Source organism: Pseudomonas sp. PSE1(2024) (assembly GCF_050990555.1).
Lineage (GTDB): Bacteria > Pseudomonadota > Gammaproteobacteria > Pseudomonadales > Pseudomonadaceae > Aquipseudomonas > Aquipseudomonas aphyarum.
Genome location: NZ_CP158967.1, coordinates 4,977,257 through 4,998,800 on the forward strand (window position 1 = coordinate 4,977,257; position 21,544 = coordinate 4,998,800).

15 protein-coding genes and 2 pseudogenes are annotated in these 21,544 nt (G+C 61.9%); 10 read left to right on the plus strand and 7 right to left on the minus strand.

The window, feature by feature from the left end:
* Window positions 1-107: 107 nt before the first annotated feature.
* The 5 genes from ABTV87_RS22615 to edd form a co-directional block, all read right to left on the minus strand.
* On the minus strand, window positions 108-1,367 hold the full coding sequence (locus ABTV87_RS22615; RefSeq protein WP_433898390.1) for an AGE family epimerase/isomerase: 1,260 nt from the start codon (window positions 1,365-1,367) through the stop codon (window positions 108-110).
* Window positions 1,368-1,471: 104 nt separating this feature from the next.
* On the minus strand, window positions 1,472-2,899 hold the full coding sequence (locus tag ABTV87_RS22620; RefSeq protein ID WP_202949240.1) for an ATP-binding protein: 1,428 nt from the start codon (window positions 2,897-2,899) through the stop codon (window positions 1,472-1,474).
* A 31-nt stretch (window positions 2,900-2,930) separates the two neighbouring features.
* Window positions 2,931-3,662: a response regulator gene (locus ABTV87_RS22625; protein WP_007951171.1), complete on the minus strand. Its 732-nt coding sequence runs from the start codon at window positions 3,660-3,662 to the stop codon at window positions 2,931-2,933.
* 157 nt (window positions 3,663-3,819) lie between these two features.
* Entirely contained in the window at window positions 3,820-4,773 is a 954-nt protein-coding gene (locus ABTV87_RS22630) for a glucokinase (protein ID WP_433898391.1), read from the minus strand.
* Entirely contained in the window at window positions 4,770-6,596 is a 1,827-nt protein-coding gene (gene edd, locus ABTV87_RS22635) for a phosphogluconate dehydratase (RefSeq protein WP_085606582.1), read from the minus strand. The genes ABTV87_RS22630 and edd overlap by 4 nt, the downstream gene beginning before the upstream one ends.
* Before the next feature lie 220 nt (window positions 6,597-6,816).
* Between edd and gap the strand changes: the two genes are divergently transcribed.
* From gap to ABTV87_RS22680, 9 genes and pseudogenes are all read left to right on the plus strand, one after another.
* On the plus strand, window positions 6,817-7,818 hold the full coding sequence (gene gap, locus ABTV87_RS22640) for a type I glyceraldehyde-3-phosphate dehydrogenase (protein ID WP_085689348.1): 1,002 nt from the start codon (window positions 6,817-6,819) through the stop codon (window positions 7,816-7,818).
* Window positions 7,819-7,937: 119 nt separating this feature from the next.
* Window positions 7,938-8,456 carry an RNA polymerase sigma factor gene (locus ABTV87_RS22645; RefSeq protein ID WP_192562156.1) on the plus strand — a complete coding sequence of 173 codons (519 nt, stop codon included), beginning with the start codon at window positions 7,938-7,940 and terminating at the stop codon, window positions 8,454-8,456.
* Between the two features lie 124 nt (window positions 8,457-8,580).
* Window positions 8,581-9,546, plus strand: a complete 966-nt coding sequence (locus ABTV87_RS22650; RefSeq protein ID WP_433898392.1) for a FecR family protein — start codon at window positions 8,581-8,583, stop codon at window positions 9,544-9,546.
* A gap of 122 nt (window positions 9,547-9,668) precedes the next feature.
* Complete coding sequence (locus ABTV87_RS22655; protein ID WP_433898393.1) at window positions 9,669-12,254, plus strand: TonB-dependent receptor; 2,586 nt, start codon at window positions 9,669-9,671, stop codon at window positions 12,252-12,254.
* 111 nt (window positions 12,255-12,365) lie between these two features.
* Window positions 12,366-12,962: a biliverdin-producing heme oxygenase gene (locus ABTV87_RS22660; RefSeq protein WP_085709644.1), complete on the plus strand. Its 597-nt coding sequence runs from the start codon at window positions 12,366-12,368 to the stop codon at window positions 12,960-12,962.
* A gap of 165 nt (window positions 12,963-13,127) precedes the next feature.
* Window positions 13,128-13,523: a YbaN family protein gene (locus tag ABTV87_RS22665; protein ID WP_433898394.1), complete on the plus strand. Its 396-nt coding sequence runs from the start codon at window positions 13,128-13,130 to the stop codon at window positions 13,521-13,523.
* A gap of 454 nt (window positions 13,524-13,977) precedes the next feature.
* Window positions 13,978-14,937: pseudogene (locus tag ABTV87_RS22670) on the plus strand (PDC sensor domain-containing protein); the annotation flags it as partial.
* A gap of 378 nt (window positions 14,938-15,315) precedes the next feature.
* Window positions 15,316-15,843: pseudogene (locus ABTV87_RS22675) on the plus strand (methyl-accepting chemotaxis protein); the annotation flags it as partial.
* 180 nt (window positions 15,844-16,023) lie between these two features.
* Window positions 16,024-17,373, plus strand: a complete 1,350-nt coding sequence (locus ABTV87_RS22680; protein WP_433898395.1) for a CoA transferase — start codon at window positions 16,024-16,026, stop codon at window positions 17,371-17,373.
* Between the two features lie 13 nt (window positions 17,374-17,386).
* On the opposite strand, the gene ABTV87_RS22685 is transcribed toward ABTV87_RS22680, so the two are convergent.
* Window positions 17,387-18,238: a DNA-3-methyladenine glycosylase family protein gene (locus ABTV87_RS22685; RefSeq protein WP_433898396.1), complete on the minus strand. Its 852-nt coding sequence runs from the start codon at window positions 18,236-18,238 to the stop codon at window positions 17,387-17,389.
* Window positions 18,235-19,662, minus strand: coding sequence for an arginine-ornithine antiporter (gene arcD, locus ABTV87_RS22690; RefSeq protein WP_007951183.1), 1,428 nt, complete (start codon window positions 19,660-19,662; stop codon window positions 18,235-18,237). The genes ABTV87_RS22685 and arcD (ABTV87_RS22690) overlap by 4 nt, the downstream gene beginning before the upstream one ends.
* Before the next feature lie 450 nt (window positions 19,663-20,112).
* Between arcD (ABTV87_RS22690) and arcD (ABTV87_RS22695) the strand changes: the two genes are divergently transcribed.
* Window positions 20,113-21,540: an arginine-ornithine antiporter gene (gene arcD / locus ABTV87_RS22695; RefSeq protein WP_085606595.1), complete on the plus strand. Its 1,428-nt coding sequence runs from the start codon at window positions 20,113-20,115 to the stop codon at window positions 21,538-21,540.
* Window positions 21,541-21,544 lie beyond the last annotated feature (4 nt).

Here is a 21,544-nt window from a genome sequence, read left to right on the forward strand (position 1 = left end):
CTTTCTTGTTGTTATGCATGCAAGTCTGGTGCTTGCGCTGCACACGAGTTTAAACAGAGCGTTTCCCCTCGCAGGTAACGAAGGGACGCGCGAATGTCACCACATGGTTACACAGGAACGCTTCGGGACAGGTGTGCCAGAGCACTGGCCATGCTCGGCGCCAGCGGCAGACGCGGAATCAGAACGGCCTGCCAGGCGTGGTACAGATCCGGTTTGCCCGCCCAGATATCGGCACTCGGGCGGTTCTGCGGGTCGAGTTCGTGGTGCCAGCTGCCGTCGCAGCGATCCATGAAATACGTTTCGCAAAATTCCCAGAACAGGCGATACCAGCTTTCGTACTGCGCATCGCCGGTGCGTTTGAGCAAGGCACTGGCGGCAGCGCTGGCCTCGGCGTGAGTCCAGTGCAGGCGATGACGCACCACCGCTTTATTGTTCCAGTCGAGGGTGTAGACGATGCCCGGCGCGCCATCGACGTCCCAGCCATGGCGGCAGTTTTGTTCGAACAGCTTTTGCGCGTCGGTGGCCAGCCAGCCGGGCGTGAGCATGCCGGCCTGAACCCGCGCGGCCTCGAGGTGCAGCAACAGCCGCGCCCACTCGAACCCATGGCCCGGCGTGGTGCCGTAGGGACGGAAACCGTCGGCGGGATTGTCATGGTTGTATTCGCGCAGCGGCTGCCAGTCGCGGTCGAAATGCTCGATCACCAGGTAATCGTTGGCGGCGGCGTGACCGTGAATCACCCGCTCGACGATGCGTTGCGCACGCACCAGCCAGCGTGGGTCTTCGGTGACATCGGCCAAAGCGAGGAAGGCTTCGGTGGCGTGCATGTTGCTGTTGGCGCCGCGATAGGCTTCTTCTTCGCGCCAGTCGCGATTGAAGAATTCGCGCATGGCGCCCTCTTCTTCGCTCCAGAAATACGTGTCGATGATGTCGATGGCGTCATCCAGCAATGCCTGCGCACCGGGGCGTTGCGCGACCACCGCAGAACTCGCTGCCAGGGCGACGAAAGCATGCAGATAAGCGTTCTTGCCGGTGTTGCCGTCACGGTGTTCAGCGACAGCGAACCAGCCGCCGTGCAGCGCATCGCGCAACGGGCCGCGCAGCGCCGCAATGCCGTGATCTACCAGCTCGGCGAATCCCGGCAGGCCCTGAATGTGGGCCATGGCGAAACTGTGGGTCATGCGCGCGGTGTTCATGGTTTCGGCTTGCGCGTCGGCCTGAAGCTGGCCGCGTTCATCAAGATTGCCGAAGCCTTCGGGCAACCGTGAAGCCTTGGCAAATGCCAGCAGGCGCAGGCCTTCGTCGGCGAGCCATTGCTGGTGGGCAGGGGCGTTCAGCCAACTGCTGAAGCCCGGATTGAAATGATCCATGGGTGGCCTTTTTTGTTGTTATGACTGCGGGCAGTCTAAACAACGGGCCGGGAGGGGCTTGTAACGAAGGGGGCGGGTTTTGTCACCGACCGGTGACATTCAGATCAATCCACCGAGCGCGGCAATTGCAGGGTCACGCGCAATCCACCCTCACGCAGATTCTGCAAAGTCACCTCACCGCCATGGCTATGAGCAATGTTGCGAGCAATCCCCAACCCCAGCCCATAGCCCTGCTGCTGCCCCGCCAACCGGAAGTGCGGCTCGAACACCTGCTCCAACCGCTGCTCCGGCACGCCCGGACCTTCATCGTCGACATGCAGCACAAACGCGCTGTCATCGTCATCGATGTGCAAATGCGCGTTCTGGCCGTACTTCAACGCGTTGTCGATCAAATTGCCGATGCAGCGCTTGAGCGCCAACGGCTTGCCCGGATACGCCGCCAGCGCCCGCCCCTGCTGGGTCACGCGACCGTTGCCGTTGGGCGCCAGATACGGTTCCACCAGACAGTCGAGCACATGGTTCAGGTCCACCGGTTCGATGTTTTCGTGGATGTCGGTGTCCTTCACGCATTGCAGCGCGCCTTTGACCAGCAGCTCCAGCTCGTCCAGATCGCGGCCGAACTTGGTTTGCAGCGTTTCGTCTTCCAGCAGTTCGACCCGCAATCGCAGACGGGTGATCGGTGTACGCAGGTCATGGGAAATCGCGCTGAACAACTGACTGCGCTCGGTCAGGTAACGGCTGATCCGCTCGCGCATGGTGTTGAAAGCGCGGCCCACTTCCACCACTTCACTGCCACCGCCCTCGGCTACCGGCTCGACGTCGGCACCCAGCGACAAGTCCCGCGCGGCCCGCGCCAGACGCTTGAGCGGCCGGCTCTGCCAGTGCACCAGCAGGCCGATGAACAACAGCAGAAAACCGCTGGTGAAGACGATGAACCACACCTGCTGAGTCGGCAGGCCCTGTTCTTCAAGACTGGTGTAGGGCTCGGGCAGCAGCGAGGCGATGTACAGCCATTCACCGGGCGCCAACTGAATCTGCGTGACCAGCACCGGCGGATTCACCGGTTCCAGGGTCAGCGCGTAATGCGCCCAGGAGCGAGGCAACTCATCGAGTTTCAACCCGGCGTTGAAGATCCGTAAGTCATCGGGGCTGACGAAGGTCACCAGGATGTCGGTGTCCTGGCCCAGCGACTGGCGCAGCACTTCATCCACCGCTTTCAACACCGCGGCCTTGCGCGGCGTCACCGGCAGCACTTCCATGCCCAACGGTTTGTCATTGAGCGTCACCACAAAACGCGTGCCGCCCATGCTGCGCAATTGATCGAGCACCAGCGGCCGATAGGCCACCGGCAACGAGCGGAAGTAACTGACACTGGCGGTCATCGAATGGGCGAGACTGCGGGCGCTGGTGACCAGGCCTTCGAGCTGGGTCGCGCGCAATTGGGAAACCCAGATCACGCTGGACAGGGTCTGGGCGAACAACACCGCGAGCAGCGTCAGCAGCAGCATCCGCCCGAGCAGCGAACGCGGCATCGGCACTTTGCGCGCGGTGGTGCGCAGGAACTCAGTGACCATTGCCGGCAACCACATTGGCTGCCAGCTGGTAGCCGCTGCCACGCACGGTGCGGATCAGCCGTGGCGGCTTTTCGGTGTCGCGCAGACGCTGGCGCAAACGGCTGACGGCCATGTCGACGATGCGGTCGAGGGGCATCAGGTCGCGGCCACGGGTGGCGTTGCCGATGGTGTCGCGGTCGAGGATTTGCTGGGGGTGATCGAGGAACAGTTTCAGCAGAGCGAAGTCGGCGCCGGACAGAATCACTTCCTCGCCGTCAGTGTGAAACAGCCGATGGCTGACCATGTCCAGCCGCCACTCATCGAACGCCAGCACTTCACTGCCGCCGCGCTCCTGACCGAATTGGGCGCGACGCAGCAAAGCCTTGATCCGGGCTTGCAGTTCGCGGGGGCTGAAAGGTTTGCCGAGGTAATCGTCGGCGCCGAGCTCCAGGCCGATGACCCGGTCGGCTTCGTCGGAACTGGCGGTGAGCATGATGATCGGCACCTGGGCCTGACGCGGATGCTGACGCACCCAGCGGCACAGGCTGAAGCCGTCTTCATCGGGCAGCATCACATCGAGGATCACCAGATCGCTCGGCGCCTCGTTAAGCGCCTGACGAAAACCGGCGCCATCCGCCGTGGCCCGTACCTGAAAACCCGCGCGGGTCAGGTAGGTTTCCAGCAACTCGCGTATCTCCTGGTCGTCATCGACCAACAAAATCGACTTGTTGACTGAGCTCACTTCGAAGGCATCCTTGTTGTTGGAATTGGGCGGATTATGCCTGATGTGTAGACCGATCGTTCCCACGCTCTGCGTGGGAATGTATCAAGGGACGCTCCGCGTCCAGTGACGCGGAGCGTCACGGGCTGCATTCCCACGCAGAGCGTGGGAACGATCTTCAGCCTTCCTGTTCGAGCGCGACTCCTGCACCGACGAGACCGGAATACGGCGCCGTCACCAGCCACACAGGAATCCCCTTGAAGTAATCGCTCATGCAGCCCTTGTCGGCGAAGCTGCGGGCGAAACCGCTTTCGAGGAAGAAATCGGCGAAACGCGGAATCACGCCGCCCACGATGTACACCCCGCCACGGCCGCCAGTGGTCAGCACATTGTTGCCGGCCACGCGACCGAGCCAGCAGCAGAACTGCTCCAGCACTTCCAGGGCGATCGGGTCGCCTGCAAGTCCCGCCGCCGTGATTGCTTCCGGCGTATCGAGTTTCGGTTCATGACCATCCACCGCGCAGATCGCCCGGTAGACCCGCGGCAAGCCGCCGCCGCTCAACGCGGTTTCCGCGCTGACATGGCCGATTTCGTTGTGGATGTGTTGCCAGAGCTGGGTTTCACGCGGACTGCTCAGCGGCAGATCGACGTGGCCGCCCTCGCCCGGCAACGCGGCAAACCGCCCTTCACCCAGATCAAGCAAGGTACCGACGCCCAGACCAGTGCCCGGGCCGATCACCACTGCCGGGCGCAATGGCTCCGGCGTGCCTTCGCAGACCACGCGGAATTCGCCGGGCTGCAAACGGGTCATGCCCAGCGCCATCGCCGAGAAGTCGTTGACCAGCAACAACTGCTCGACCTGCAAGGTCTGGCAGAACGCCTTGCGGCTCAGGCGCCAGTGGTTGTTGGTGAACTTGAATTCATCACCGCTCACCGGCCCCGCCACCGACAGGCACACCGAACCGATGGCACCCGGCGCCAGACCGAGCCCGCTCAGGTAGAGGCTGATCGCCTCTTCCGGGCTGGCATGGTCGACCGTGGCCAGCACCTGAACCGATTCGAGCTGCTGATCTTTCCACAACGCAAACCGCGCGTTGGTGCCTCCGATGTCACCGACCAAAGCCAGTTTCAATTAAGCGTCTCCAGGGCAGAAGTGAAGGCGCTGGCGCCCTGCTCCGCCGAGCTGAAGGCCAAACGCATGAAGCCAAACAGTTCGCGACCGCTGCCGATGTTGTTGCCCAATAGGCCTTTGGCAGGTTCGCGCGCTGCGAATTCGGCGGCGTCCACCTTGAGTTCCAAAGTGCCTTTGACGCCATCGACGCGGATGATATCGCCCTCTTGCACGCGCGCCAAAGCGCCGCCGACATAAGCCTCGGGGCTGACATGAATCGCCGCCGGGATTTTCCCCGATGCGCCGGACATCCGCCCGTCCGTCACCAGCGCCACCTTGAAGCCGCGATCCTGCAGCACGCCAAGGAACGGCGTCATCTTGTGCAGTTCCGGCATACCGTTGGAACGCGGGCCCTGGAAGCGCATCACCGCGACAAAATCCTTCTCCAGCAGACCGGCCTTGAAAGCGTCGGCCAGATCCTGCTGATCCTGGAACACCATGGCCGGTGCTTCGACGATCTGGTTTTCCAGCGCGACGGCGGACACCTTCATCACGCCGCGACCGAGGTTGCCTTCCATCACGCGCAAGCCGCCCTCTGCCGAGAACGCACGGGCCACCGGGCGCAGGATGTTTTCGTCGAGGCTGTCGGTCGGGCCTTCGCGCCACACCAGCTTGCCATTATCGAGGAACGGCTCCTTGGTGTACTGGCTCAGGCCGTGGCCGAGCACGGTGTTGACGTCTTCGTGCAGCAGGCCGGCTTCCAGCAGTTCGCGGATCAGGAACGACATGCCGCCCGCCGCCTGGAAGTGGTTGATGTCAGCCTTGCCGTTCGGATAGACGTGGCTCAGGGTCGGCACGACTTCGGAGAGGTCGGCCATGTCCTGCCAGGTCAGTTGAATGCCCGCCGCCATGGCGATGGCCGGCATGTGCAGAGTGTGGTTGGTCGAGCCGCCGGTGGCGTGCAGCGCGACGATCGAGTTGACCAGCGCCTTCTCGTCGACGATTTCGCCGATCGGCATGAAGTTGCCGTTCTGTTTGGTCAGGCGCGTGACCTGGTGCGCGGCTTCGCGGGTCAGGGCGTCACGCAGCGGCGTGTTCGGGTTGACGAAAGAGGCGCCCGGCAAGTGCAGGCCCATCACTTCCATCAGCAACTGGTTGGTGTTGGCGGTGCCGTAGAACGTGCAGGTGCCGGGGCTGTGGTAGGACTTCATTTCCGATTCCAGCAGCTCTTCGCGGGTCGCCTTGCCTTCGGCGTACTTCTGCCGCACGTCGGCTTTTTCCTTGTTGGAAATCCCCGAGACCATCGGCCCGCCCGGGACGAAAATCGTCGGCAGGTGACCGAAACGCAGGGAGCCCATCATCAGGCCCGGCACGATCTTGTCGCAGATGCCGAGCATCAGCGCGCCGTCGAACATGTTGTGGGACAGCGCCACCGCCGTAGACATCGCGATCACTTCGCGGCTCGGCAGGCTCAGCTCCATGCCCGGCTCGCCCTGGGTCACGCCGTCGCACATCGCAGGCGTGCCGCCAGCGAACTGGCCGACCGAGCCGATTTCGCGCAGGGCGTTCTTGATCTGTTCCGGGAAGACTTCATACGGCTGGTGCGCCGAAAGCATGTCGTTATATGACGAAACAATTGCGATGTTCGCCGAGTTCATCATCCGCAGGCTGTGCTTGTCTTCGCTGCCACACCCGGCCACGCCGTGGGCGAAGTTGGCGCATTGCAGTTTGCCGCGCATCGGCCCGTCAGTTGCAGCGCCGCGAATCAGCGCAAGGTAAGCCTGACGCGTGGCGCGGCTGCGGGCGATAAGCCGTTCGGTGACCTCAAGAACGCGGGGATGCATGTGTAGAACTCCAGGCTAACGGATGTGGCGACCTGATTGTCTATGCTGATCAAAAGCCCGTTCGCGTGGGATGACGAACGGTTTTCTTGATCATTCGGACCAGTTGATTCAGGTCACTCGTTGTAGATAAAACAAAATATTGCCACTAAAAAGGCTTGTTTTCTATTTTTATGCGAATAATCTTGTAATTCCAACAACAAAACGACGGCGGCGCTGTTCAATGACTCTTCGAATCGCAATCAATGGTTTTGGCCGCATCGGCCGTAATGTCCTGCGCGCACTGTATACCCAAGGCTATCGTCAGGATTTGCAGATCGTCGCCATCAACGATCTGGGCGACAGCGCGATCAATGCGCATCTGCTCAAGTACGACACCGTTCATGGCACATTCGACGCCGAAGTGGCTCATGACAACGAGAGCCTGACCGTCAACGGCGACCGCATTTCGGTCAGCGCCATCCGCAACCCGGCCGACCTGCCATGGGCCGCGGAAAAGATTGATGTGGTGTTCGAATGCACCGGTCTGTTCACCGACCGGGCCAAAGCCGCCGCGCATATTACCGCCGGCGCACGCAAAGTGATTATCTCGGCCCCGGCCAAAGGCGCCGATGCCACCGTCGTTTACGGTGTGAACCACGACATTCTGCGTCAGTCGCACCAGATCATTTCCAACGCGTCGTGCACCACCAACTGCCTCGCGCCAGTCGCGCAAGTGCTGCACCGCGAACTGGGCATCGAAAGCGGTCTGATGACCACGATCCACGCCTACACCAACGACCAGAACCTGACCGACGTCTACCACACCGACCCGTACCGCGCCCGCTCCGCCACCCAGAACATGATCCCGAGCAAGACCGGCGCCGCCGAAGCCGTGGGCCTGGTGTTGCCGGAACTGGCGGGCAAGCTGACCGGCATGGCCGTGCGCGTACCGGTGATCAATGTGTCGCTGGTTGACCTGACCGTGCAACTGAAGCGCGAAGCCTCGGCCGATGAAGTCAATGCACTGATGAAAGCCGCGAGCCAGCATTCGAAGATCCTCGGCTACAACACCCTGCCGCTGGTATCGAGCGACTTCAACCACAACCCGCTGTCGTCGATCTTCGACGCCAACCACACCAAAGCCAGCGGCAAACTGCTGAAAGTGCTGGCCTGGTACGACAACGAGTGGGGCTTCTCCAACCGTATGCTCGATAACTGCCTGGCGCTGTGCAACGCGGAATAAAACCGCTGCCGCCATTTTGTGAGCGGGCAAAAGCTTTACCAACCTTTGACAAATCAACACTTGACCACTCGGGCGGATGATAAGCATTATCATTCGCTCGAAATGGATCAGGTCTTCCCGTGAGTCAATCACACTTCAACCACGTCTTCCTCGCCCAGCGCACTTCGCTGCTGCGGACCCTGGAACGGATGGTCAACAACCACAGCACCGCCGAAGACCTGTTGCAGGAAACCTACCTGCGCGTCACCCGGGCGCTGAGCGAACGGGCCATCGATCACCTTGAACCCTTTGTCTTCCAGACCGCGCGCAACCTGGCGCTGGATCATTTGCGTGCGCGCAAGATTCATTCGCGCACCATGGTCGACGACGTGCCGCAGGACGTGGTGCACAGCGTCGCCGCCCCTGCCAGCAGCGCCGAAGATGCCGCCCACGCCGAACAATTGCTGGAGCGCCTGAACGTGAGCCTCGGTGAACTCAGCCCCCGCCAACAGCAAATCTTCATCCTCAGCCGCCTGCATGGGCACAGCTATCAGGAAATCGCCGAAGAACTGAGCGTGTCCCTCAGCACGGTGCAGAAAGAACTCAAACTGATCATGACCATCTGCATTGGTGTCGCCGAGCGCTTGAACAGCGACTGATGCCTTAGGGCTTTTCTGTAAAACTCAGGATCGACTGCACTGATCAGCGGGCTTTGTTACCCTTGCCCGACTTTTACGCTTCACTAAAAAAACAGCCGTGCACAGACACTGCCGAGGAAACACCGTGACGGACATCCACCGCTCCCCTTCGCCTTCATCGGCGCAGGACGCCGCAAGCGCAATGGACCAGGCTCTGGACTGGCTCATCGTGCTCGGCAGTCCGGACGAGGAGCAGACCCGGCAATTCCATGCCTGGCTGGCGGCCGATCCGTTGAATGCCGAGGCGTTCGCCAAGGCCCAGGCAATCTGGGACGGCCCGCAGATCGCCCAGTGCGCGCAGACCCTCGCCGCACAACCGAAGAAAGTCACCGTCCTCACTCGTCTGCGCCCGCACTGGAAACCGCTGGCCACCGCCGCCGTTCTGCTGCTCGGGCTGTTCAGTTTCAGCAACCTGCCGATGCGTTTGCAGGCCGATCACCTGACCGTGGTCGGCGAGCGTCAGCGTCTGCAGCTTGAGGACGGCTCGAAAGTCCTGCTCAACACCAATTCCGCGTTCTCCAGCACCATCAACGATCAGCAGCGAGTCGCGCGGCTGTATCAGGGCGAAGCGTTTTTCGAGATCCCGGCCAGCCGCAGCCAGCCGCTGGAAATCGATGCCGGCCCGGTGAAAGCCAGCGTGCGCGACACCGCATTCGCCGTGCGTTATCTGGACGGCGTGGCGCAGGTGCGGGTGCAGCGTGGCGATGTCGATCTGCGTGCGACCCGTGACGATGCGCGGGTGCGGCTGTCTGCCGGTGAGAGCATTCGCATCGGCCCCAACGGTTTTGATCGTCCGGCCAAGGTCGACGCCGCCACCGATCTGGCGTGGGTGCAGGGTCGGCTGATCTTCGAGAACTGCCCGCTGAATCAGGTGCTGGCCGAACTGCGCCGTTACTATCCGGGCTTCATCATCAACACCAACGAACAGTTGGCCGACGTCGCCGTCACTGGCAATTACCGTCTCGACCAGCCGCTGGACGTGGTGCGTTCGCTCGCTCACATCACCTCGGCCAAGCTTCAGGAATTCCCGGCGCTGGTGATTCTGAACTAAATGAGAATTATTTTTACTCGATAGCCAAAGCTCGTTCGTCTCGTTATAGCCAATGCAATTGATTCGCATCTCGCGAGATCAATCAGCACCTATAAAGATTCGTGCGACACGGAGCGCTATCGATGTCCTCACGCCTTACCCGCCAGACTTCTTCCCCTTCCCGCGTACTGTCGCTGCTGACCGCTGCCATCCTGATGGCCGGCACCGCGCCGCTGATGGCCGCCACCGAACAGCCGACGCGCAACATGGGCGACTACTCGTTCGCCATCGCCCAGCAGCCGCTGGTGTCGGCGCTCAACGCGTTCACCGCTGTCACCGGCTGGCAGGTCGGTTTGCCGGCGGAACTGGGTCAAGACGTGTCGTCGCCGGGCGTGCGAGGTTCGCTGCCACCGGAAAAAGCCCTGGAGCGCCTGTTGGTGGGGACCAACCTGAGCTTCCGCAAACTGAGCAACAACAACGTCGTGCTGGAAAAACGCGCCAGCAGCGGCGCGCTTAACCTGGATCAGGTGACCATCAGCGCCACCCGTCAGGAACAGTCGATCAACAGCGTGCCGGCCACCGTCACCGTGCAGACCCGTCAGGATCTGGACCGCAACAACGTCAACACCATCAAGGATCTGGTGCGCTACGAGCCGGGCGTATCCGTGGGCGGCGCCGGCCAGCGTGGCGGGATCAGCGGCTACAACATTCGCGGCATCGACGGCGACCGGATTCTGACTCAGGTCGACGGCGTCGAAGTGCCGGACGGTTTCTTCAATGGTCCGTACGCCAAGACTCAGCGCAATTACGTTGACCCGGAAATCGTCAAACGCGTCGAAATTCTTCGCGGCCCGGCCTCGGTGCTGTACGGCAGCAACGCCATCGGCGGCGCCGTCAGCTACTACACCCTCGACCCGGACGACATCATCAAGCCCGGCAAAGACGTCGGTGCCCGCCTGAAAACCGGCTACAGCTCCGCCGACGAGAGCTGGCTGAAGTCCGCCACCGTCGCCGGTCGCGCCGACCAGTTCGACGGTTTGCTGCACTACAGCCAGCGCGACGGCCACGAAACCGATTCCTACGGCAGCAACAACGGCACCGGCCTTGAGCGCACCGCCGCCAACCCGGAAGACGTGAAAGCCACCAACGTGCTGGCCAAGATCGGCTGGAACTACAACGAAGGTTCGCGCCTGGGCCTGACCTACGAAAAGTACAAGGATGATCGCGACACCGATCAGAAAAGCGCCTACGGCGGCCCGTACTTCAACGGCGCCCCGACGATCCCGAACAGCGTGCTGCCCGGCGGCATGTACCAGTGGCGTACCGGCAACGACACCATCACCCGCGAGCGTTTCGGCCTGGAGCACAGCTTCGAGTTGAACAGCCTGCTGGCGGACAACGTGAAGTGGAGCCTCAACCACCAGACTGCCAAGACCGACCAGAGCACCGACGAGTTCTACTACCCGATCACCCGTAAAGTGCTGCGCACCCGCGACACGATCTACGAAGAGAAACAGTGGGTCTTCGACGCGCAACTGGACAAGGCCTTCAGCATCGGCGCGACCGATCACGTACTGACTTACGGCACCACCATCAAGCAGCAGAAAGTCACCGGCTCGCGCAGCGGCGACGGCACATGCCTGGCGGTCGGTCGCGGCTGCACCGCCATCGGCGCCACCAGCGCGGCCGACGTGCTGAAAAAATCCAGCGACTTCCCGGACCCGACCATCAATACCTACAGCCTGTTCGCTCAGGATCAGATCAGCTGGAACAACTGGACCTTCCTGCCGGGCCTGCGCTACGACTACACCCAGCTCAAGCCGCACATCACCCAGGAATTCCTCAACACCGTGGCCGCTGACGGCAACGGCACGGTCAGCGACGAGAACAAGACCTGGCATAAAGTCTCGCCGAAATTCGGCCTGACCTACGCCCTGACCGAAAACTACACCTGGTACGGTCAGTACGCCGAAGGCTTCCGCACCCCGACCGCGAAAGCGCTGTACGGCCGCTTCGAGAACAGCACCACCGGCTACAACGTGGCGCCGAACCCGGACCTGGAACCGGAAAAGAGCAAAAGCTATGAAACCGGTCTGCGCGGCAACTTCGAGCAAGGCTCGTTCGACGTGGCGGTCTTCTATAACAAGTACCGAGATTTCATCAACGAAGACGCCGTCACCCCGGGCTACAGCGAGCTGACGTTCCAGTCCAGCAACATCAAGCACGCCACCATCAAGGGTGCCGAAGTCAAAGGTCGCCTGAACCTGGATTCCTTCGGTGCGCCGCAAGGCCTGTACACCCAGGGTTCGATCTCCTACGCCTACGGACGCAACAACGACAACGGCGAGCCGTTGAACAGCGTCAACCCGCTGACCGGCGTGTTCGGCCTCGGTTATGACCAGGACAACTACGGCGGCCTGCTGAGCTGGACCGTGGTCAAGAAGAAGGATCGCGTCGACGACAGCAACTTCAAGTCGCCGGACGGCGTCAGCAGCCAGTTCAAGTCGCCGGGCTTCGGCATTCTCGATCTGGCCGGTTATTACAAGGTCACCGACGACGTCACCGTCAGCGGCGGCATCTACAACCTGACCGACAAGAAATACTGGCTGTGGGATGACGTGCGCGGTTACGACAGCGTCGGCGAAGCGTCGGTGACACAACCGGCCAACCTCGATCGCCTGACCCAGCCGGGTCGCAACTTCGCGATCAATCTGGTCTGGGATATCTGATCCGGATGACCTCACGGCGCGCATGCATTGCCGCGCCGTGAGGTTTTTTTACTGTCCGGCGCTTGCCCGTACGTCTTGTTATCAAGCGCCTCTTCTTTTCAAGGACATCTCATGAGCACCCCGGAAAAAGCCCTGCGTTCGCAACGCCTGAACCAGATCACCCACGAGCCGCACAGCAAGCTCGATGCACTGGTCAAGGCCCATGCGCCGTTCGAGACCCGCGCCAATTTCGCCCGTTTCGTGGTCGCGCAGTACCTGTTCCAGTCGGAGCTGGTGTCGCTGTACAACGATGCCGAACTGACCGCCATCGTCCCTGACCTGCCGGCCCGCTGCCGCGCCGAAGCGGCAAAAGCCGACCTCGCCGACCTCGACACCGAAGTGCCTGCGCCAGTCGCCGGCGCGGTGAAAAACCCGAGCAAGGCCCGCGCCCTGGGCTGGATCTTCGTGTCCGAGGGTTCCAAGCTCGGCGCCGCGTTCCTGATCAAACGTGCGGTTGCGCTGGAGCTGAGCGAAACCTTCGGCGCCCGTCATCTGGGCGAGCCTGAAGGTGGTCGCGCCGAAGGCTGGAAGAGCTTTGTGCGCACCCTCGATTCGCTGCAATTCAGCGCTGAAGAGGAAGCCGAAGTGGAGCAAGGCGCGATTGACGCGTTCAATCGCTTCACCGTGCTGCTGGAACAGGCTTACGCCACAGAAGCCGAACCGGCCTGAAGCGACACCGACTGCCCATTGTGGGAGCGAGCTTGCTCGCGAAGAGGCCGCCAGATTCAACATCATCGTTGACTGACGTACCGCTTTCGCGAGCAAGCTCGCTCCCACAGGGAGCTGCACAAGTCTGTAAGATTGCCATTTCGCCTCACGCATTCCCCCGAGCCCATGCCCCAACCCGCCTCCTCCCGACTCGCCCGCCTGCTGTTCGGTCTGCTCGCCTATGTCAGTCTCGGCATCGGCCTGATCGCCATCGTCGTGCCCGGCCTGCCGACCACCGAGTTCATCCTGCTCGCCGCCTGGGCTGCGACCCGCAGTTCGCCGCGCCTGAGTGCCTGGCTGGAAAACCATCGGCTGTTCGGGCCGATCCTGAGCAACTGGCGCAACGGCAAGATCATCGCCCGCAAGGCCAAGGTCAGCGCCACCGTCAGCATGCTGCTGTGTGCCACGCTGATGCTGGTGATGCTCGATCACGGCTGGCCGATTTATCTGGCGATTGCAGGGATGGCGATGGGCAACCTGTGGATCTGGTCACGACCGGAAGCGTTGCCGAAGATTTCCTGATTTTTCCCTTGTTTTCAGGGCTTTTACCCGCGCAAACGTTTAGCCATGACCGTTCGTCGGCATGCCGCTCATGCGCCCTCGCCCCGCGCCGATGTGCATTGAATGGCGCTGAATGGATTTGGCGAACCGGGCACCTCCCCTGCCCCGTAGCCAACAGTTCATTCATTCGCGAGAACGTCCCATGTTCGACTCTCTGTCCATCCGCCTGAAAATCGTCCTGCTGTCCGGCCTGTGCCTGCTCGGCGTAGTCGCGCTGATCGTCGGCATCAACATCTACCAGACCAACCAGAACGACGAACTGGTCAGCCAGTCGAGCAGCAAGATGCTCACCGCCAGCGTGCAGGATCTGCTGCAGGCCAAGGCGGCCGAGCAGGCGGTGCAAGTGCAGAAAACCTTCGGCGAAAGCCTGTTGGTGATCACCGCACTGGCCGACCAGATCAAGGACATGCGCGCCATGGCCGCCAAGCGTTCGCTGGACGCCGGCGCCCTGCGTGAAGAGTTGAACCTGAGCCTGAAGACCGCGTTCGAGCGCAACAGTAAAGTGCTCGGCATCTGGCTGGCCTTCGAACCCAACGGGCTGGACGGCAAGGACAGCGAGTTCGTCAACGACGCCGCCCGCCAGTCCAACGAAGCCGGGCGCTTCGCCACCTACTGGAGCCGCGCCGCCGGTTCTGCGCTGAACACGATCATGGTCGAAGAAGACATGACCAAGACCACCCTCAGCCTCAGCGGCACGCCCTATAACAGCTGGTACACGTGCCCTCGCGACAACAAGCGCACCTGCCTGCTCGACCCTTACGCCGACACCGTGGGCGGCAAGGAAATGCTCATGACCACCATTTCCGTGCCGCTACTGGTGGACGGCAAGGCCATCGGCGTGGTCGGCATCGACATCGCCCTCGATGCGCTGCAAGCGGCGGCCGTGGGTTCCCAGCGCGAACTGTTCAACGGTGCCGGGCACATGCTGATCGTCTCCGGCAGCGGCGTACTTGGCGCCTATAGCACCGACGCGACCAAGGTCGGCAAAGGCATCGCCGAAACCCTCGGCGCCGAAGGCAAGGACATCCTGCAACTGCTGAGCGCCGGCACGCCGAAGATTCTCGAACAGGGCGACCTGATCCGCGCCGTGTACCCGGTCGATCCGATCGGCAATTCCCGGGCCTGGGGCGTTGTCATCGACCTGCCGAAACAAGTGCTGCTGGCCGACTCGGTCAAGCTGCAAGCCGTACTCGACGATGCGCAGGAAACCGGCACCATTACCGCACTCGCAGTTGCAGTGATCGCCGGTCTGATCGGCCTGCTGCTGATCTGGCTCACCGCGTCTGGCGTGACCCGTCCGATCAACAGCGTCGCTGAGATGCTGAAGAACATCGCCAGCGGCGAAGGCGACCTGACCCAGCGCCTGAACTACACCAAGAAGGATGAACTGGGCGAACTGGTGAACTGGTTCAACCGCTTCCTCGACAAGCTGCAACCGACCATCGCCCAGATCAAACAGAGCATCACCGAAGCCCGTGGCACTGCCGATCAGTCGTCGGAAATCGCCCGCCAGACCAGCGAAGGCATGCAGGTGCAGTTCCGCGAGATCGATCAGGTGGCGACCGCCTCCAACGAAATGAGCGCCACCGCTCACGACGTCGCCAACAGCGCCTCGAATGCGGCCAACGCGGCGAAAGGCGCCGACCAGTCGGCCAAGGACGGGATGTCGATCATCGAACGCAGCACCCGTGACATCAATCAGCTGGCGGACGAAGTCAGCAAAGCGGTGACCGAAGTCGAAGAGCTGGCGGTCAACAGCGAGCAGATCGGCTCGGTGCTGGAAGTGATCCGCAGCATCGCCGAACAGACCAATCTGCTGGCGCTGAACGCCGCGATCGAAGCGGCCCGTGCCGGTGAAAGCGGTCGTGGTTTTGCGGTGGTGGCCGACGAAGTCCGTAACCTCGCCAAGCGCACCCAGGATTCGGTGGAAGAAATCCGCGTGGTCATCGAGCGCATCCAGACCGGCACCCGTGGCGTGGTCGCGACCATGCACTCGAGCCAGACCCAGGCCCACAACAACGCCGGGCAGATCCGCCAGGCCGTGGACGCCCTCGGCAAGATCAGCGACGCGGTCACCGTGATCAGCGACATGAACCTGCAGATCGCCAGCGCCGCCGAACAGCAAAGCGCCGTTGCCGAAGAGGTCAACCGCAACGTCTCGGCGATCCGTACCGTCACCGAAACCCTGACCGAACAGGCCACCGAATCGGCGGCGATCAGCAGCCAGCTCAACGCCCTCGCCAGCCAGCAGATGAAATTGATGGATCAGTTCCGCGTCTGACCTCCCCTCCCCCCGACCGCTGATCGTTCCCACGCTCAGCGTGGGAATGCAGCCCGGGACGCTCCGCGTCCAGCTCCTGAACAGGGGAACACGGAACAGCCCTTGAGGCATTCTCGCGCAGGGCATGGGAACGATCTCGTCATCTGTTCTATGATCAGGCCCTCTTCCGGAGGGCCTTCGATGACTGATCTGCTCACGTCCATTCAAGCCGCGCTCGGCTTGTCCACCATGCCGATTCCGTTCACTGCCGAGGGCGCCCTGCCTTCGGCGTTTGCCGTCACCGACCTTGCCTGCGCGAGCATTGCCGCTGCCGGGCAAGCCGTCGCCGAACTCCTTCAGCAGCAAACCGGCCACTTGCCCACTGTAGAAGTCGACCGCCGACTCGCCTCGTTCTGGTTCGCCACGTCGTTGCGACCGATCGGCTGGGAAGTGCCGCCACTGTGGGATCCGGTGGCCGGTGACTACGCGACCAAAGACGGCTGGATCCGCCTGCACACCAACGCCCCGCATCACCGCGCCGCCGCTGAACGCGTGCTCGGCGCCTGTGCCGACCGCGCGGCGATGGCGGCGAAAGTCGCGCAATGGGCCAGTGCCGATCTGGAGCAAGCGGTGGTCGAGGCCAAGGGTTGTGCGGCTGAAATGCGCAGTTGGGAACAGTGGCAGAAACATCCGCAAGGGCTGGCGGTGAATGCCGAACCCTTGGTGCATTTCAGTGACGGGAAAGAAGAAAGTCATCAATCATGGCAAGGCTCGTTGGCGCGGCCATTGGCCGGACTCAAGGTGCTCGACCTGACCCGCGTACTGGCCGGCCCGACCGCCAGCCGTTTTCTTGCAGGGTTGGGCGCCAACGTGCTGCGCATCGACCCGCCGACCTGGAGCGAACCCGGCGTGGTGCCGGAGGTGACCCTCGGCAAACGTTGTGCGCGACTGGATCTGCATGCGCCGGCAGATCGCGCAGTGTTCGAAAGCCTGCTCAAGGATGCCGACATTCTGCTGCACGGCTATCGCGCCGACGCCCTTGAACATCTCGGCTTCGGCGTCGAACGCCGCCGACAACTGGCGCCGGGGCTGATCGACGTCTGCCTCAACGCCTACGGCTGGAGCGGCCCGTGGCAGAACCGTCGGGGCTTCGACAGTCTGGTGCAGATGAGCAGCGGAATCGCCAAGGCCGGACAGCGCTGGAAGCAGGCGGACAAACCGACACCACTGCCGGTGCAGGCGCTGGATCACGCGACGGGGTATCTGATGGCGGCGAGTGTGATCCGGTTGCTGGCTGAACGGTTGCGCAGTGGTCGAAGTGGATCGGCACGGTTGTCGCTGGCGCGGACGGCGAAGTTGTTGGTTGAGCGTGGGGCTGGGACGGATGAAACGTTGCGTCCGGAAAATCCACAGGATCAAAGCTCGCTGGTGGAGCAGACACCTTGGGGGCCGGCGCATCGGCTACAAGCGCCGCTTCGCATCGCAGGAACGCCGTTGCAGTGGGCATTGCCGGCGACCGAGTTGGGCTCACATCCAGCACAATGGTTTTGAAGGCGTGCGGATATCAATCCGCACGACTCAAAGACGCCCACAACACCTGCGCCGCATACCCCCGAAACGGCCGCCAGGCCTCTGCCCGAACAGACAATTCCCGCGCCGTCATCCGCTCCCCTTCCAGCACCTCCAACGCCCGCAGCAATCCCACATCGCCAGTCGGAAACCCGTCCATATCCCGCAACTGCCGCAGAGCGATGTACTGCGCCGTCCAGTCACCAATCCCGTGCAGCGCCAGCAAGCGCGCCGTCCCGGAGGCAAACAGCAGCGGATCGTCCAGCGACGCCTGCGCCACCCCGGACAAGGTGCGCCCGCGACTTTTCGGCATCCCCAGCGCCGCCAGATCAGCGACCGCCAAAACCGACGCCTGAGGAAAGACATGAGTCAGCCCCGGCACTGAAGAACGCAAAGGCTCGCCATACTGCGCCACCAGTTTCCCCGCCAGCCGAATCGCTCCGACCACAGTGATCTGCTGTCCCAGCACCGCCCGAAACGCCAACTCCAAACCATCCCACGCTCCCGGCACCCGCAACCCCGGGCGCTCGGCGATCAGCCGCGCAAGCAGCGGATCTGCTGCCAGATGCCGCTGCATGGTCGGCAGATCCGCATCCAGATCAAACATCCGTCGCAAGCGCGCAACAATCTCGGGAACCGCCGACGGATCCGGGAAATCCAGTTCCACCTCCAGCGCATCACCTTCACCGGGCCAGACCGAAACCGTGCCGTGAAGCCCGTTCAACCCGATGCTGCGCGAATACACGCCATCGACCACCGTCTCCATCCCCGTCACCGCCCGGGCCGCGAGAAACCCGAGCAACGCCGGCCAGTCACAGGATCCGCGATAGTCGAGCCGTAACCTCACAGAGACAACACGCCGCTGTACAACCCGTAGGCCGCGAGCCCGGCCCCGGCGATGACGCAGGTGAAAATCCCCTTCTCGAGCGTGGTGAACAGCGGCTCGCCCTGCTCATGCTTGGCCTTGGCGAACAGGATCACGCCCGGCGCATACAGCAGCGCCGAGAGCAGCAGGTATTTCACCCCGCCGGCATACAACAGCCACACCGCGTAACACAGCGCGATGCCGCCGATCAGCAGATCCTTGGTGCGTTCGGCGGAGGCATGTTCATAGGTTTCACCCCGTCCGCTGAGTAACACGGCATAGGCTGCCGACCACAGATACGGCACCAGAATCATCGACGAGGCGAGGTAAATCAGGCTGGTGTAAGTGCCGGCGGAAAACAGCGTGATCAGCAGGAAAATCTGGATCATCACGTTGGTCAGCCACAACGCGTTGACCGGCACGTGGTTGGCGTTTTCCTTTTTCAGGAATGCCGGCATCGTATTGTCCTTGGCGGTGGCGAACAGGATCTCCGCGCACAACAGCGCCCACGACAGCAACGCACCGAGCAACGAAATGGCCAGGCCCACGCTGATCAGCAGCGCGCCCCATGGCCCGACAATGTGCTCCAGCACGGCGGCCAGCGACGGGTTCTGCAAGGTCGCCAGTTCCGGCTGGCTCATGATCCCCAGCGACAACACGTTGACCAGCACCAACAGCGCCAGCACACCGATAAAACCGATCACCGTGGCGCGGCCCACATCCGAGCGCTTCTCCGCCCGCGCCGAGTAAACGCTGGCGCCTTCGATACCGATGAACACGAACACGGTGACCAGCATCATGTTGCGCACCTGATCCATCACGCCGCCGAAATTCGGGTTGCTGCGGCCCCAGATATCGCGGGTAAACACGTCCGCCTTGAAGGCCACGGCGGCAATGACCACGAACATGATCAGCGGAATAATCTTGGCCACGGTGGTCAACTGATTGATCAGCGCGGCTTCCTTGATCCCGCGCATCACCAGAAAGTGCACGGCCCACAGCAACACCGAAGCGCAGCCGATGGCAATCGGCGTATTGCCTTGACCGAACACCGGAAAGAAGTAGCCAAGGGTGCTGAACAGCAACACGAAATACCCGACGTTGCCCAGCCAGGCACTGATCCAGTAACCCCACGCCGAAGAGAACCCCATGTAGTCGCCGAACCCGGCCTTGGCGTAGGCATACACGCCGGAGTCCAGTTCCGGTTTGCGGTTGGCCAAGGTCTGGAACACGAAGGCCAGGGTGAGCATGCCGATCGCCGTGATGCCCCAGCCGATCAGGATGGCGCCGGCATCGGCGCGGGCCGCCATGTTCTGCGGCAGGGAAAATATCCCCCCGCCAATCATCGACCCCACCACCAGGGCGATCAGTGCGCCAAGGCGCAGCTTTTGCGTCGGTTGCGACATTCCAGCGTCTCCAAGTTCCAGAGCGGCGAATGCCGCGAAACCGTTATGCAACCGGCTTTTAACTAAATGGATAAAGCGTAATGACGTTTATTGAATAACGCCAACTTGCGCCCTTTATATATAGCCATTGGCGCTAACGCCCTAGCACGCTCAGACAGTTTTGTGCGCGAATCCTAATAAATCAATTCTGTACTGAAAACAGCGGTGAAAAATTTGCCAAAACCTGAAAAGGAACTAGCGTGATAATTCGAAAGTAATAGGATCCATTCTTAACCACTTCGGACAAAAGGCCTCTAGGACGGGCCTTCCAGACAATAGCTTTATGCCTCCAGACGTTTCATAAGTCATTCATTAACAATGGAATGTGACTATGCACTGATCTAAGTCAGCTGTTTGAAAAGCCAACAGAACTACGCTGTGAACTCTTCTCTCCTGCAATGGAGTCATGCAATGTCTGAAGCTCCCGGAAAACTACGACTAGGTGCACTGGTTGCATTGGTAGTCGGTTCAATGATCGGTGGCGGGATATTCTCTTTGCCACAAAACATGGCCGCCAGTGCCGATGTCGGCGCGGTACTGATTGGCTGGGCCATCACCGCTGTCGGCATGCTCACCCTCGCTTTCGTCTTCCAGACCCTCGCCAATCGCAAGCCTGACCTGGACGGCGGTGTCTACGCCTACGCCAAGGCCGGTTTCGGCGATTACATGGGTTTCTCCTCGGCCTGGGGTTACTGGATCAGTGCCTGGCTGGGCAACGTCGGTTACTTCGTTCTGCTGTTCAGTACCCTCGGTTACTTCTTCCCGGTTTTCGGTGAAGGCAACACCGTTGCAGCCGTGATCGGCGCCTCTGTCCTGCTGTGGGGCGTGCACTTTCTGGTGCTGCGCGGGATCAAGGAAGCGGCGTTCATCAACCTCGTGACCACCGTCGCCAAGGTCGTGCCATTGCTGCTGTTCGTGCTGATCGCGGTCTTCGCCTTCAAACTGGACATCTTCACCGCCGACATCTGGGGCGTGAAAAACCCGGACCTGGGCAGTGTGATGAACCAGGTGCGCAACATGATGCTGGTCACCGTGTGGGTGTTCATCGGCATCGAAGGCGCGAGCATCTTCTCGGCCCGGGCGGAAAAGCGTTCGGACGTGGGTAAAGCCACCGTGATCGGTTTCATCACCGTGCTGCTGTTCCTGGTGCTGGTGAACGTGCTGTCGCTGGGCATCATGACCCAACCGGAACTGGCCAAACTGCAGAACCCGTCGATGGCCGCCGTGCTGGAGCACGTGGTCGGTCACTGGGGCGCGGTGCTGATCAGCGTCGGCCTGATCATCTCGCTGCTGGGGGCGTTGCTGTCGTGGGTGCTGCTGTGTGCGGAGATCATGTTCGCCGCCGCCAAGGACCACACCATGCCGGAGTTCCTGCGCAAGGAGAACGCCAACCACGTGCCGGTCAACGCCCTGTGGCTGACCAACGCGATGGTGCAGCTGTTCCTGATCATCACCCTGTTCTCGGCCAGCACTTACCTGTCGCTGATCTACCTCGCCACTTCGATGATTCTGGTGCCGTACCTGTGGTCGGCGGCCTACGCCCTGCTCCTGGCGGTGCGCGGCGAAAGCTACGAAGGCTTCGCGGCCGAACGGCGCAAGGACCTGATCATCGGCGCCATCGCCCTGATCTACGCGGTCTGGCTGCTCTACGCCGGCGGCGTGAAGTACCTGCTGCTCTCGGCCCTGCTCTATGCGCCCGGCGCGATCCTGTTCGCCAAGGCCAAGCTCGAACTCAAACAACCGGTTTTCACCAACGTCGAGAAGCTGATTTTCGCCGCAGTGGTCGTGGGCGCCCTGGTGGCAGCCTACGGACTGTATGACGGCTTCCTGACTCTGTAATTGC